This window comes from Frankia sp. CoBUL1 (assembly GCF_978021245.1).
In genome coordinates, this window is record NZ_CDXDOS010000084.1 from 1 (window position 1) to 13,358 (window position 13,358).

Annotated in this window: 15 protein-coding genes; 12 read left to right on the forward strand and 3 right to left on the reverse strand. The window is 70.5% G+C overall.

Annotation, left to right across the window (positions count from 1 at the left end; all coding sequences use genetic code 11):
* From AC08OX_RS08630 to AC08OX_RS08650, 5 genes are all read left to right on the forward strand, one after another.
* The coding region (locus tag AC08OX_RS08630; RefSeq protein WP_476607328.1) for a hypothetical protein at positions 1–354 on the forward strand (354 nt) is incomplete at its 5' end.
* A 101-nt stretch (positions 355–455) separates the two neighbouring features.
* A complete protein-coding gene (gene mqnE / locus AC08OX_RS08635) occupies positions 456–1,604 on the forward strand; it encodes an aminofutalosine synthase MqnE (protein ID WP_476607329.1) in 1,149 nt (382 codons plus the stop codon).
* A 12-nt stretch (positions 1,605–1,616) separates the two neighbouring features.
* On the forward strand, positions 1,617–1,910 hold the full coding sequence (locus tag AC08OX_RS08640) for a hypothetical protein (protein ID WP_011434980.1): 294 nt from the start codon (positions 1,617–1,619) through the stop codon (positions 1,908–1,910).
* Between the two features lie 62 nt (positions 1,911–1,972).
* Positions 1,973–2,224 (forward strand): hypothetical protein, encoded by a 252-nt coding sequence (locus tag AC08OX_RS08645; RefSeq protein ID WP_476607330.1) that lies wholly within the window; start codon positions 1,973–1,975, stop codon positions 2,222–2,224.
* A complete protein-coding gene (locus AC08OX_RS08650) occupies positions 2,221–3,096 on the forward strand; it encodes a menaquinone biosynthetic enzyme MqnA/MqnD family protein (protein WP_476607339.1) in 876 nt (291 codons plus the stop codon). The genes AC08OX_RS08645 and AC08OX_RS08650 overlap by 4 nt, the downstream gene beginning before the upstream one ends.
* A 7-nt stretch (positions 3,097–3,103) precedes the next feature.
* Here AC08OX_RS08650 and AC08OX_RS08655 read toward each other — a convergent pair whose 3' ends face one another.
* Positions 3,104–4,087 (reverse strand): helix-turn-helix domain-containing protein, encoded by a 984-nt coding sequence (locus AC08OX_RS08655; protein WP_476607331.1) that lies wholly within the window; start codon positions 4,085–4,087, stop codon positions 3,104–3,106.
* A gap of 575 nt (positions 4,088–4,662) precedes the next feature.
* Here AC08OX_RS08655 and AC08OX_RS08660 point away from each other — a divergent pair.
* The 6 genes from AC08OX_RS08660 to cobA all read left to right on the forward strand — a co-directional run bounded on the left by AC08OX_RS08660 (position 4,663) and on the right by cobA (position 9,912).
* Positions 4,663–5,148, forward strand: coding sequence for a response regulator (locus AC08OX_RS08660; RefSeq protein ID WP_476607332.1), 486 nt, complete (start codon positions 4,663–4,665; stop codon positions 5,146–5,148).
* 333 nt (positions 5,149–5,481) lie between these two features.
* Positions 5,482–5,562: a putative leader peptide gene (locus AC08OX_RS08665; RefSeq protein ID WP_476607340.1), complete on the forward strand. Its 81-nt coding sequence runs from the start codon at positions 5,482–5,484 to the stop codon at positions 5,560–5,562.
* Positions 5,563–5,622: 60 nt separating this feature from the next.
* Positions 5,623–7,323: a nitrite/sulfite reductase gene (locus AC08OX_RS08670; protein ID WP_476607333.1), complete on the forward strand. Its 1,701-nt coding sequence runs from the start codon at positions 5,623–5,625 to the stop codon at positions 7,321–7,323.
* The gene (locus AC08OX_RS08675) at positions 7,316–7,552 is read left to right on the forward strand and encodes a transposase (RefSeq protein WP_476607334.1); all 237 of its coding nucleotides are present in this window, start codon (positions 7,316–7,318) and stop codon (positions 7,550–7,552) included. The genes AC08OX_RS08670 and AC08OX_RS08675 overlap by 8 nt, the downstream gene beginning before the upstream one ends.
* 101 nt (positions 7,553–7,653) lie before the next feature.
* Positions 7,654–8,325, forward strand: coding sequence for a phosphoadenylyl-sulfate reductase (locus AC08OX_RS08680; RefSeq protein WP_476607335.1), 672 nt, complete (start codon positions 7,654–7,656; stop codon positions 8,323–8,325).
* Positions 8,326–8,385: 60 nt separating this feature from the next.
* Positions 8,386–9,912 (forward strand): uroporphyrinogen-III C-methyltransferase, encoded by a 1,527-nt coding sequence (cobA, locus tag AC08OX_RS08685; RefSeq protein ID WP_476607336.1) that lies wholly within the window; start codon positions 8,386–8,388, stop codon positions 9,910–9,912.
* Here cobA and AC08OX_RS08690 read toward each other — a convergent pair.
* Together AC08OX_RS08690 and AC08OX_RS08695 are read right to left on the reverse strand one after the other, a co-directional pair.
* Positions 9,878–10,333 (reverse strand): sirohydrochlorin chelatase, encoded by a 456-nt coding sequence (locus AC08OX_RS08690; RefSeq protein ID WP_476607337.1) that lies wholly within the window; start codon positions 10,331–10,333, stop codon positions 9,878–9,880. The two genes, cobA and AC08OX_RS08690, sit on opposite strands and share 35 nt — an antisense overlap.
* Before the next feature lie 76 nt (positions 10,334–10,409).
* Positions 10,410–11,375, reverse strand: a complete 966-nt coding sequence (locus AC08OX_RS08695) for an NAD(P)/FAD-dependent oxidoreductase (RefSeq protein ID WP_476607341.1) — start codon at positions 11,373–11,375, stop codon at positions 10,410–10,412.
* Between the two features lie 545 nt (positions 11,376–11,920).
* Between AC08OX_RS08695 and AC08OX_RS08700 the strand changes: the two genes are divergently transcribed.
* A partial coding sequence (locus tag AC08OX_RS08700; RefSeq protein ID WP_476607338.1) for a serine/threonine-protein kinase occupies positions 11,921–13,358 on the forward strand: 1,438 nt, incomplete at its 3' end.

The following is a 13,358-nucleotide window of genomic DNA, read 5'->3' on the forward strand; positions in this document are numbered from 1 at the left end:
GTGGACGGGGCCACGGCACGCAGATCCGCCTCGGCGGGGGGCGGCCGCGGTGCCTCGGCGCGGCCGGGTCGTCCCACTCGCGCCGAGCGGCCCGCGCCGCAGGACGTGAACCTGCGCGCGCAACTGCCGTATTTCCTGATCCGCGTCGCAGCCCTCGCCGTGATCACCGTGATCCTGGTGACCGTCGGGCTGAACCTGCTGATGGCGCTGCTCGTTGGGTTCGCTGTCGCCGGACTGCTGACCTGGCCGCTCGGGCGGATGCAGCGCAGGGCTGCACAGCGGGCCGCTCAGCGCCCGGATGCGGGGAACGCCGGGAACGCCAGGAACGGCGGGAACAGCTGGAACGCCGGGTAGCCGCGAGTAGTCGGACGCCCCGCCGGATCGCGGGGCGGCTGTGACCGGGCAGCCGTGCTCGCATCCGAGGACACCGAGACCGGCGGGCTAGGCTGGAAGGCATGGATGCTGGGCTCAAGCGGGAGATCGAGGCCAAAGTTTCCGCCGGCGAGAGGCTGAGCCGTGCCGACGGGGAGGCGCTGTACGCCAGCGACGACCTCGTCTGGTTGGGCGGTCTCGCCCACGAGGTTCGCACCAGAAAGAACGGCGACAAGACCTTCTTCAACGTCAACCGGCATCTGAACCTGACGAACGTCTGCTCGGCGTCCTGCGCGTACTGCTCGTTCCAGCGCAAGCCCGGTGAGTCCGATGCCTACACCATGCGCATCGAGGAGGCTGTCCGGCTGGCGAAGGAGATGGAGCCGGCCGGGATCACCGAGCTGCATATCGTCAACGGTCTGCATCCGACGCTGCCCTGGCGCTACTATCCGCGCTCGCTGCGGGAGCTCGGCAAGGCGCTGCCCGGCGTCGCGTTGAAGGCGTTCACCGCTACCGAGATCCACTGGTTTGAGAAGATCAGCGGCCTGTCCGCCGACGAGATCCTCGACGAGCTCATCGACGCGGGACTCGAGTCGCTCACCGGCGGCGGCGCGGAGATCTTCGACTGGGAGGTCCGCCAGAAGATCGTCGGTCACGAGACGCACTGGGAGGACTGGTCGCGCATCCACCGGCTCGCCCACGCCAAGGGCCTGCGCACTCCGTGCACGATGCTGTACGGGCACATCGAGGACCCCCGGCACCGGGTGGACCACGTGCTGCGGCTGCGTGAGCTGCAGGATTCCACGGGCGGGTTCACGGTCTTCATCCCGCTGCGCTTCCAGCACGACGCCGCCGGTGACCCGCGCAACCGGTTGATGAACCAGCCGATGGCGACGGGGGCCGAGGCGTTGAAGACGTTCGCTGTCTCCCGGCTGCTGTTCGACAACGTGGACCACATCAAGTGCTTCTGGGTGATGCATGGTCTCACCACGGCGCAGCTCGCGTTGAACTTCGGCGCCGACGACCTCGACGGTTCCGTTGTCGAGTACAAGATCACGCACGATGCGGACCGGTTCGGGACGCCGCACACCATGACCCGCGAGGATCTGCTCGCAATCATCCGCGACGCCGGCTTCCGCCCGGTCGAGCGGGACACCCGCTACCGGGAGATCCGTGTCTACGACGGTCCCGACCCGGCTCGGCGTGACGTCCCGACCTCGATCGACGCCTGACCGGTGGACCGGATGGGCACCGGGGAGGGGCCGGGGCCGGCCCGCGGATCCGAGGAGTCGCCGGCGCCCGGGGGTTCCGGGCCTGTCCGGCCCCACGGAGCACCCGGCATCGGATCGATCTTTGTGTTGGCCTTCCTGGTGATCCTGTTTCCGGGGGTGGCCGGGTACGTGGTGCTCGACTGGATCGGTCTGCCGATCGGTGCCGCCGGCCTGCTGGGTCTGTTCGTCGTCTTCCTGGGGCTGGGCTTCTTCCCGACCGTACTGCGCCGGCTCGGCTGGGTGCCGACGAAGAGACGGAGGACGTGATGGTGCAATTGCGTAGGCGGCGGGTTTCGTGGCCACAGCGGGTTTCGTGGCCACAGCGGGCGATGCCCGACTCGCCGACCGAATCGGGCCAGGCGGGCGAGCGCGGCCTGCTCGGCATCAACCTGCGGTACTTCGCGGTACGCGTGGTGCTCTTCGGAGCGGTGCTGGCCGTGGTCCTGCTGCTGGGGGTGAACGGGCTGCTGGCCTTCGCCCTGGCCGTGGTGTTCAGCGGGCTGCTCAGCTATCCCCTGGCGTTGCGCCAGCGCCGCGTGGTCATCGAGGTCATGGAGGAGCGCCGGGGCGGACGGTGTTGACTGGAGCCGGAGCGGACGACGACGGCGATACCCAGGCCCGTCCCCGGGTGGGGCACATCCAGTTTCTGAACTGCCTGCCGCTGTACTGGGGACTGGTCCACTCCGGTGCTCTGCTCGACATCGAGCTGACGAAGGACACCCCGGACCGGCTGAACGACGCGCTGGTCGTCGGCGATCTCGATATCGGTCCGATCAGCCTGGTGGAGTACCTCCGGCATGCCGACGAGCTCGTCGTGCTGCCCGACCTCGCGGTCGGCTCCGACGGTCCGGTCCTGTCCGTCGTGCTGAGCACGGCGGCGCCGCTCGCGGAGATCCGGACCGTCGCGCTCGGCTCGACGTCCAGGACCAGCGTGCTGCTCGCCCGGATGTTGCTGGAGGAGTGCCACGGCCTGCGACCGGAGTACGTGACGATGCCGCCGGACCTGCCGTCGATGCTGCGGGAGGCGGATGCCGCGGTGATCATCGGGGATGCCGCGCTACGGGCGACCTACGACGCCGAGCGGGGCGGTCCGGACCATCCTCTCCGGCTCATCGATCTCGGTGCCGCCTGGCGGGAGTGGACCGGCCTGCCCATGGTGTTCGCCGTGTGGGCCGCCCGACGGTCCTTCGCCGAACGCCGTCCCGGGGTGGTCAAGGAGGTGCACGGCGCGTTCCGCTCCGGACTCGACCTGGCGCTGCGTGATGTGGACGAGGTCGCGGCGCGGGCGGCCCGTTTTGAGGTGTTCGATCCGGGCACGCTGGCTCGGTATTTCACCACTCTCGACTTTCGGCTTGGTGCGCGCCAGCAGGCGGGGATTATCGCCTTCGCCGGCCGTGCCGCGCGGCGAGGTGATGTTCCGGCGCTGCGCGAACTGCGTTTCGCGGACGTCTGAGCGCCACTCAGACCGGTGGTCGGAACGCGTGGGAGATACTGGTCGGCGGAATCGGAACCGCTCGGCGCGTACTCGCCGTGGCGAAGCGCGCGATACGGCCCTTTACCAGCGCGATCAACCGGGGCGGGGTGGCTCGCCCGCCCGGCGCGATCAACATCTCGTCGAGAGTCTCGCCACCGGAATCATCCCCGCCGGCCAGAGCATACCTCGGAGCGCTGGGCTCACCTGGCGGCCCGGACCGTGGGTCCGGTGGCACGGGGGCCCTGGGGCCGTCGCCGGACACGATGCCGGGTTCGGTGCCCTCGCAGACCTGCCGGGCGGCCGCGTCGATGAGGCTGTTGACCGCGAGGGTCCAAGCCCGTAGTCCTTCGTGACCGGTCAGCTCGGTGAACACCGCCGCCTCGAGGCAGCAGGTGCTGGCTCCCGCGAGCTCGTCCACGTCCAACAGGGAGATGGCGAGCAGCCCGGCCAGGTGACCCGCGAGCATGAACAGCCGGAACTGCTGGTGCGGCAGCATGGGCGTGTGTAGCAGGTTGTCGACGACGTTCTGCTGCTCCAGCACCTGGGCGGTGACGTCCTGTGGATCGAGCCGATCGGCCTTGGCGATCAGATCGGCCACCAACCGATCGAGGTAGTCCAGTTCGGTGTCCGACCGGCGGTGGTCAAGCAGATCCGAAACCCGGCGGCGGGACTCCCGCTCCGGATCGGGTCGGCGACGCAGGCGTTCCGCCCGGGCGGCGACGGCTGCCTCACGCAGGTCGATGAGGGCGCCCCCGGCCTCCAGCGCCGCGTCGACTGCGGCGATCACCGGCCGGGAGGGGATGCCTCGGCTGGGCTGTTCGAGCTGACCGATGTACTGGCGGCTGTAGCCGGTGCGTCGGGCGAGCTCCTCCCGAGAGAGGACACGTTCACAGCGCCGCCGTCGGACCTCAGCGGGTAGCAGGTCTTCGGCGGTCGCCGCATCGTGCCGGCCTCGGCTCCGTTGCCGCATCTGTGACGTCCTTCCGCGTGGCAAGGTCCCGCCTCCCGAGGAGGGAAGCTCAGCAGTCGTGTGCTGTCTCTGCTCGTCCGCCTGACGGTCGCCCGCCCGATGGCCAGTAGAGAGTCACCGATAGTGATCAGATTACTCCAGGCTGCACCCTAGTTGACTAGAGGCCAAAAGTCCCATACACATCCAGTTCTAATGATTACTCTCGGTTGTCGCGTGGGAGGCGAAGTTGATCGGCGTCGCGCTTCGTGGTCGACCGATTGATCGTAGCGTGGAAGTCCTCCGTCGTACCGCGCCTCCGTCGAGACATTATGCCGACCTTCTTGGGTTATTGTTGGGAAATGCGAGCGTTGCCACGGAAGTGTTGGCGGAAAGCAGCGGAATCGCCGAGGGCTCGTCCGGACGGGCTATTCCCGCATGGTGTGCTATCGCGGCCGCGTCCAGGCTGCGGTGCTTCGCGACGGTCTGCGGGTATCGGCCTGATGGCCAACGTGGGTCATCCTCGGAAACCATCCTGAATGACGATGCGCGGGGTCGGGCGGGGCGCGTACAAAAGAATGGTGGATACCGGCCGTTCGGTGGATGCCGACACCGTCGGGCTCGTCGGGGAGAAGGCCGTCGGCCTGGTCGGCGGTTCCGCTGCGGGCCGTGGTTCCGCTCCGGGGGAGCAGGTGCCTCCGCCCGGTCCACGGCGTGTGGTCGTCGTTGACGACGCGGACGGCGTGCGCGAACTATTGTGCCTGTTGCTGGAGACCGAACCCGACTTCGTGATCGTCGGCGCCGCGTCCAACGGCGCGGAGGCGATCGACGAGGTTGTCCGCACCGAGCCGGACCTCGTGCTGCTCGACCTGGCCATGCCGGTCCTCGACGGCATCACCGCCCTGCCGCGGATCCGGCGGGTCGTGCCGCGGGCCACGGTGGTGATTTTCACGGGATTCTCCGAGGATGCGTTGCTCGACCAGGTGCTGGAACTCGGCGCGGACGCCCTGCTGGAGAAAGGGCTGGCCGCCGGTCCGCTGGTGGAGCAGCTCCGACGGCTGTGCGCCGTCCACCGGACGATCTGAGCGATCTTGTGACCGGCAAAATTGTTCATTTTCTCCACTGGCATAATAGAGTTTTATGCTCAGTGGCTGTCATGGTTGCCACATCGGCCACATCGGCCATGACGGACGATCTCGGGGCTGGCCGTCCGGTTTGTTGCAGTTTGGAGCAGAGTGGCGGGTCGAAGTAGGCCGGACAGTGCCCCGACTTGCCCATCGGCCGTACTTCTGTGGAAACATGGGCTCGTGACTACGTGCGCCCTCGCTGGTGGGGTGCCGGTTGGGCAGGCGTCGGGCCTTCCGGTCGGCGCCTCTCGTCGGCGCCGGGCTGCGTCGTCCCCCGCAGTGCCGTGCCTGGTGATCGAGCCGATGCTCGTTGCCCGTCTGCACGTCGACCTGCTGCGGGTCTCCAGCGCCGGCTGTCGCCGCCCCCGCTGACGTCTCCGTTCGTGGCGCCCGCTGTCGGCGCCGCGACTTCCTTGCGCACCGAGAGATCTCATGACTTCTCCTGCCCGGTCCGCGCGCCCGTCCCGACCCAAGGGAGCGGGCCAGTGGGCGTTGGGATATTCCGAGCCGCTCAACGCGAACGAGCGGATGAAGAAGGACCAAGGCGGCCTGGAGGTGCGGGACCGCATCCTCAACCTCTACCCGCGTACCGGTTTCGACGGGATCGATCCCCAGGACCTGCGGGGCCGGTTCCGGTGGTGGGGTCTGTACACCCAGCGCCGGCCGGGGATCAGTGGCGGGCGGACGGCGATCCTCGAACCCGAGGAACTGGACGACTCCTACTTCATGCAGCGCATCCGGCTCGACGGCGGCCGGATGACCTCGGATCAGCTCCGGGTGATCGCCGACGTCTCCACCCGCTACGGCCGGGACGTCGCCGATGTCACCGACCGGCAGAACATCCAACTCCACTGGATCCGGATCGAGGATGTGCCGGCGATCTGGGCGGCGCTGGAGAACGCTGGCATGACCACCGCCGAGGCCTGTGGCGACACCCCCCGGGTGATCCTCGGTTGCCCGCTCGCCGGGGTCGACGGTGACGAGATCATCGACGGGAGCGAGGCGATCGACGAGGTCGTCCGCCGGTTCATCGGCGACCCTACGCTGGCCAACCTGCCCCGTAAGTTCAAAAGCGCCATCTCCGGCTGCGCCGACCACTGTACGTTGCACGAGATCAACGACATCGCGTTCGTCGGGGTCGTCCATCCGGAGCTGGGAGCCGGCTACGACCTGTGGGTCGGTGGCGGTCTGTCGACGAACCCACGGCTCGGCGTGCGGCTGGGCGCGTTCGTGCCGCCGGCGCGGGTTGCCGAGGTCTGGCACGGCGTCGTATCGCTGTTCCGAGACTACGGCTACCGGCGGCTGCGCACCCGCGCCCGGTTGAAGTTCCTGGTCGCGGACATGGGCGCCGAATGGGTGCGCGCGACTCTGGAGAAGGAGTACCTGGCTTCGGCGCTGCCCGATGGCCCGCCGCCGGCCCCGCCGCGCGGCGAGGGGCGCGACCACATCGGGGTGCACCGCCAGCGCGACGGCCGCAACGCCGTGGGGTTCGCACCGCGGGCGGGTCGGCTCAGCGGGACCACGCTGAGCGCGGTGGCGGACCTCGCCGACCGGTTCGGGCAGGGCCGCATCCGCGCCACGACGACGCAGAAGATCGTCATCCTCGATGTCGCCGACGCGGACGTCAACGCGCTGGAGGCCGAACTCGGTGCGCTCGACCTGGTGGTCCGCCCGAGCGTGTTCCGGCGCGGCACGATGGCCTGCACCGGTATCGAGTTCTGCAAGCTGGCGATCGTCGAGACCAAGGGTCGGGCCCGCGACCTCATCGACGAGCTCGAACGCCGGCTGCCCGACTTCGACGAGCCGATCGGGATCAACGTCAACGGCTGCCCCAACGCCTGCGCCCGCTTCCAGGTCGCCGACATCGGGCTCAAGGGCTCCCTGGTAGCGGACGACGCCACCGGTGAGATGGTCGAGGGCTTCCAGGTCCACCTCGGCGGGCACCTGGGCACCAGGTCGCGGCTGGGCCGCAAGTCGCGTGGTCTGAAGGTGACCGCCGACGGCCTCGTCGACTACGTCGTCGCGGTGTTGGAGACCTACCGGGCGGACCGGACCGCGGGGGAGAGCTTCGCGGACTGGGCGGAGCGGGCCGACGAGGCCCAACTGACGGCGCTCGGTGCAGCAGATGGCTAGCGGTGAGCGGGTGGTGCCCTTCTACTGCCCGTATTGCGGCGAGGAGGACATCGTCCCGGACACGCCGCCGGAGGGCTCCGGCGCGGGACATGGCCACGGGTACTGGGCGTGCCGGTCCTGCCTGCGGGGCTTCCGACTGAGTCTGACGGCCCTCGCGGTCGCCTCGGGCGGGACCGCCGTCACCACGGGCGGGGCGTTCGGCACGGCGGAAGAGCAGGCGGCACGGTGATCGGCAATGGACAGCACTCGGGCGGCTGCCCGGTGGACGACCGCGGCATCCGCCCGCGGCGTCGCCGGAGCCGGGTTGCGTGACGACGAGGAGACGAGCTGATGGATGCCGCGTTGCAGGCCCGGGCGCTGCGGGCCGGGGACGACCTCGAAGGCGCGCCGGCGGAGGAGATCCTGCGCTGGGCGGTCGGGGAATTCGGGACGAAGCTGGCGATCGCCGCCTCGATGGCTGAGGCGATCCTCGTGGACATGCTCGCCCGGATCCGGTCCGACGTCCCCGTGGTTTTCATCGACACCGGTTATCACTTCCCCGAGACCGTCGGTACCCGGGACGCGGTGGCCGGAACCTACGACCTGCCGATCATCAGCGCCCGTCCGCAGCTCACCGTCGTCGGCCAGGACGCCGTCTACGGCCAGGACCTTTACCGGACCGACCCGGACCTGTGCTGCCGGATGCGCAAGGTCGTTCCGCTGGATCGGGCCCTGGCGCCCTACCGTGCCTGGGCCGCGGGGTCGCGGCGGGCGGAGTCGCCCAGCCGGGCGAAGCTCCGGGTCGTCGACTGGGACGCCCGACGGGGCAAGGTGAAGATCCACCCGCTTGCGGCTTGGACCGACGAGGACGTCGAACGCTACGTGGCCGAGCACGGCGTCATCGTCAACCCGCTCCTCTCCGATGGTTACGACTCGGTCGGCTGCTGGCCGTGCACCCGGCGGGGCGCCGGCCGGGAGGGCCGGTGGGCCGGTTCGATCAAGACGGAGTGCGGCATCCACTGACCTCCTCGGGCCTGCCGGCTGCCGGTGTTCGAAGACAACCGAGCAGGTACGGTGCACGCCGTGACGGACGGGCGAAGTGTGGGTGAGGTCTGGCTGGTCGGCGCGGGTCCGGGCGATCCCGGTCTGCTCACCGTTCGCGGCCGTGAGGTGCTGGCAAACGCGGACGTCGTGGTCACCGACCGGCTCGCCGCGGCCGTCCTCCTCGGCGTCGCCCCGGCCGGCGCCGAGATCATCCACGTGGGCAAGAGCCCGGCCGCCCCGTCGTGGACCCAGGAGGAGATCAACGCGCTCCTCGTCGGCCGGGCGCGCGCCGGTGCGCGCGTCGTCCGCCTCAAGGGCGGCGATCCCTACATGCTCGGGCGAGGCAGCGAGGAGGCGCAGGCCTGCACCGCGGCGGGGGTCGCGTGCACCGTCGTGCCCGGCGTCACCTCGGCGCTGGCTGTACCCGCCTGTGCCGGCATCCCGGTCACCCATCGTGGTCTCGCGCAGGAAGTTGCCATCGTCTCGGGACACCTGCCACCCGGCCATCCGGAGTCGACGGTGGACTGGGCCGCTCTCGCGGCCTCTCGGGCGACCATCGTCATCCTGATGGGGGTGGCGCGTCTCATGGACATCGCCGACGCGCTGCTCACCGGCGGTCGCCCCGAGGCGACGCCGGTCGCGGTCATCGAGCGCGGGGCGACCCCGGCGCAGCGGGTCCTGCGGACCACCCTGGACGCGCTGGCGATCGACGCGATCGCGGCCGGTGTGCGGTCTCCCGCGGTGATCGTGGTCGGAGAGGTCGCGGCGCGCCGGGACGCGCTGGCCTTGGAGGCGGGGCCGCTCACCGGGATCCGGGTACTCGTGGCCCGTACCCGGCCGCGACCGGGTCTGCTGGCTCGCCGGCTGCGGCAGCTGGGCGCGGATGCGGTCGAGACCGTCGTTGCCCGGCCCGCGCCGGTCAAGGACGCCGGTGCCGCGCTGCTGGCGGCGCTGCCGGGAGCGGGCGGCCTGCTGCTGGCCGATGCGGACGAGGTCGCCGCCGTGGTGACCCTGCTGCGTCGAGCCGGCACCGACGTGCGGGCGTTGGCCGGCCTGACTCTCGTCGCGGCCCGCGAGGACGCCGCGGAAGCGCTTGACGGCCTGGGCCTCGCCTCGGTGCCCGTCGCCGAGCTGTCCACGGATCCGCTGTCCACGGATCCATCGTCGACCGGTCCTGCCGGTCCTGCCGGTCCCGCCGGCTCGTCGCGGGTGCTGATCGCCGGCGCGGCGGACCCGCCGGACGCGGTGTGTTCCCTGCGCCGGGTGCCGCTGCTCACCGACGTGACCGCCGAGCCGGATCCCCGGATCGCCGAGGAGCTCCGGCATGGCGACTTCGACGTCGCGGCCTTCGCGTCGTCCACCGCCGCCCGCAGCACCGCCGAGATCTACGGACCTCTCCCGCCCGATCTGCTCATCGCGGCGATGGGTCGACGCAGCGCGCTGGCCTGTGCGGCGGCGGGCATGCGGGTGGACATCGTGCCCACCGAACCCGGGGTCCATCCGCTCGCGGCCGCCGTCGCGGACTTCGTCGTCACCAGCCGGTCCGCCGGCTCGCCTGGGGGTTGATCTTCAGGGTAGCGGCATCGGCTTCGCGGACCAGGAGACGCAGGGTGTCGTCGAGCCGCGCGCGGACCGCGTCGACGACGCTCGCGTGCAGCCCGAGCGGCTCCGACAGCACCCATCGGGTCGTCGGGTGCCGGCAGCGGGCGCCCTCCAGTGCCGCCGGGATGTCCCGGCGGGTGTGGTTGCCGTCGAACAGGAAGAACGGGTAGGCGACGATTTCGGTGCATCCCGCGTCGGCCAGGGTGGCATACCCGGTGGCGATGTCGGGCTGGGCGATTTCGAGGAAGGCGGCTTCGACCGCCTCCCACGTCCATGGCGCGACCACATGGCCGGGATCTACCAGGAGCCGGTGGGCGAGTTCCCGAACCGTCGCGTTCGCCTCGTCCCGCCGGGATCCGTGACCGATCACCAGTAGACCGCGCATGTTCCCAGTGTGCGCCGCGGGTCCGCCGGTGCCCGGTCGGAAACGGCCACATCCGTCGGCCACGCCCGCCGGGCGCTCAGCCGCCGGTGCCGTCGTCGGAGCTGTGCCCCGGGAAGATCTTTGCCGACGGGTCCACCACCGGCGCCGCGTTGTTGACCGCCGTCGCGGCCTCCCCGAAACCCGTTGCGATCAGGCGGACCTTCCCCGGGTACTCGGTGATGTCGCCGGCCGCGAAGATCCGCTCGACCCCGGTCGCCATCGTCGGGTCGACGACGATGTGCCGCTTGTCAATGGTCAGATTCCAGCGGGTCAGCGGTCCGAGGTCGGCGGTGAATCCGAGCGCTGCGACGACCGCCTGTGCGGGTCGGACATGTCGGTCGCCGGTGCGGGTCTGCACCAGTTCGACCTTCTCGATCCACTCCTCACCGTGGACCATGGCGACCTCGGTGAAGGTCAGGATCTCGACGGAGGACGCCTCGACCCGCTCGACTGTGGACATATGCGCCCGGAACCGGTCCCGCCGGTGCACGAGGGTGACCGAGCGGGCGATCGGCTCCAGGGCCAGCGCCCAGTCGAAGGCGCTGTCCCCGCCGCCGACCACGATGACGTCCTGGCCGGTGTGGACGTCGAGCTTGGGCACGAAGTAGACCAGGCCGCGGCCCAGATGCGCGGTGCCGGTGGGCAGTGGGCGGGGGGCGAAGGTGCCGAGACCGCCGGTGATGACGACGACCTTGGCGCGTATCCGAAGGCCCTGGCTGCTGGTCACCACCACGGCGTCCGGCTCGTGGGCCAGCTCGGCGGCCTGCTGACCCAGCAGGTAGGTGGGGGAGAACTGGTTCGCCTGGATCAACAGGGCGTCGATCAGTTCCCGCCCCCGGACGGCCGGCAGACCCGCGATGTCGTAGATCACCTTCTCCGGGTACATCGCGGTGACCTGACCGCCGGCCTCGGGCAACGAGTCCATGAGCGCGACCGACATGCCGCGGAATCCGGCGTAGTAGGCGCCGTAGAGGCCGGCCGGACCGGCGCCTACGATCAGCATGTCGACGTCGGTGTCGACCGGGGACGTCCCCGACCGCACGGCGCCGGTGACGCTCGCTCCGGCCGCGGGGTCGGTCTCCGTGACCGCGTTCGCGGGCTGGTGCGCATCGGCGGACTGCGTGACCACGGGTGACTCCCTAGGCTTGGCGGCCGACCGGCGCTGTCGGGGCAGCCGGCCGGTAGCAGTGGATGTTCCCTCCCTCATCCTGCCGGAGACACGCCTCACCCGCCTTCATCCGCGGAATGGTGAGTCGTCGACCACCTGTGGTTGTTGTCGACTACCTGCGGTCTCCTCGGATACGGCTGGCGGGAACGATCGGATCCGCCGCGTCGGCTGGCGGACAACGCTCGACATCGATTTACTCGAGAGGGTTAGCGTGACTTCAGCGCCGTTGCGGATGCCCGTAGAGACTGGGCGACGGCGGACTGTGGCGTGATGATGGGTTCGTCTCCCTGCACGGGGAGACAATTGCGGCACCGGTGACGGCTCCCAGGCCGGAACGGTACCTGGGCCGCGGCCGGAGGTATAACACGGGCGGGAGAACAGTGACGGAACGATCGGCGCGTCGGGTTTCGCCTATCGGCGGATATCCGGCCGAGGCGCCGCATCCCGATGATCCGACCACGATCGGTGTTTACCAGGTCGTCGGTCGGCTGGGCGCGGGTGGGATGGGAACGGTGTTCCTCGCCCAGGACGCGGCCGAGAAGTTCGTTGCGATCAAGGTGATCAGGTCGGACCTCGCCGCCGACCCGGAATTCCGGGCACGTTTCCGGGACGAGGTGGCGGCCGCCCGGCGGGTCGCGCCCTTCTGCACCGCCCAGGTACTCGACGCCGATCCCGACGCGCGCCGTCCTTATCTGGTCACGGAGTACATCGACGGCGTCCGGCTTGATCAGGCCGTCACCGCGTCCGGTCCGCTGCCGCTGTCGACACTGCAGGGCGTGGCGGTCGGCGTGGCGTCCGCGCTCACCGCCATCCACCGGGCCGGCATCGTGTACAGGGATCTCAAACCGAGCAACGTCATGCTGTCGTACTCCGGCCCCCGGGTCATCGACTTCGGGATCGCCCGCGCGCTCGACATGACGAAGGGCCGCACCCAGACGGGTCTGGTCCTCGGCTCGGTCGGCTGGATGGCGCCCGAGCAGATGGAGGGCGCTGCGCTCGGTCCGGCGGTCGACGTCTTCGCCTGGGGACTGCTGATCGGCTACGCGGCCACCGGCGGTCACCCCTACGGCCACGGCACCTACCTGGAGATGTCGGAGAAGATCCTGACGGGTCAGCCGGACCTGCGGGCCATGCCGCCGGATCTCACGCCGATCGTCCGGTCCGCGCTCGCCCGCGACCCCCGGGACCGGCCCTCCACCGAGAACCTGCTGCTCACCCTGCTCGGCGAACGCGGCCGGGCCGGTGACGCGCGGGACGCCGCGACCGCACTGCTCGACGGGACCTGGCCACGGGGGCGCAGTACCGCCGGGGCTGGGGCGGCCGCGCTCGCCGGGGCCGCCGGGGCCGGTCGGCCGGATCCGACCCACGTTGCGACCCCGTATGAACAGCGGCGCTGGTGGGAGAATGAGCCCCGGCCCCTCGGCGGCGACCGTTGGTGGAACGACTCGGCCCGCGACAGGCCCCCGCCGGCCGGTCCGCCTGTGCCGCCACCCGCGCTGGTACCGCCACCGGCCGCCGACCGTGCCGCGGCGGATTCGTCCAGTACGACGATGAGGCCGACGGGAACGGCCACCGATCGGGTTTCGACGATTCCGGCGAGGGGGGCCATCCGGCGCCGGACGCCCGCCCGAGGCACGGCGGCCAGCCCCGGGTGGATTCTCCGCACGCCGGTCAGCCCTACGCCGGCCGTGCCGCGGAGGCGGCACCGTCTCCCCAGGCGCCGGCCCGGCCCCGCCCCGTGGCCCAGCAGCGGCCCCCGTCGGCGGAATCGTCGAAACCCGATCGGTGGCCGTTCCCGTCGGCCTCATCGTCGTACTG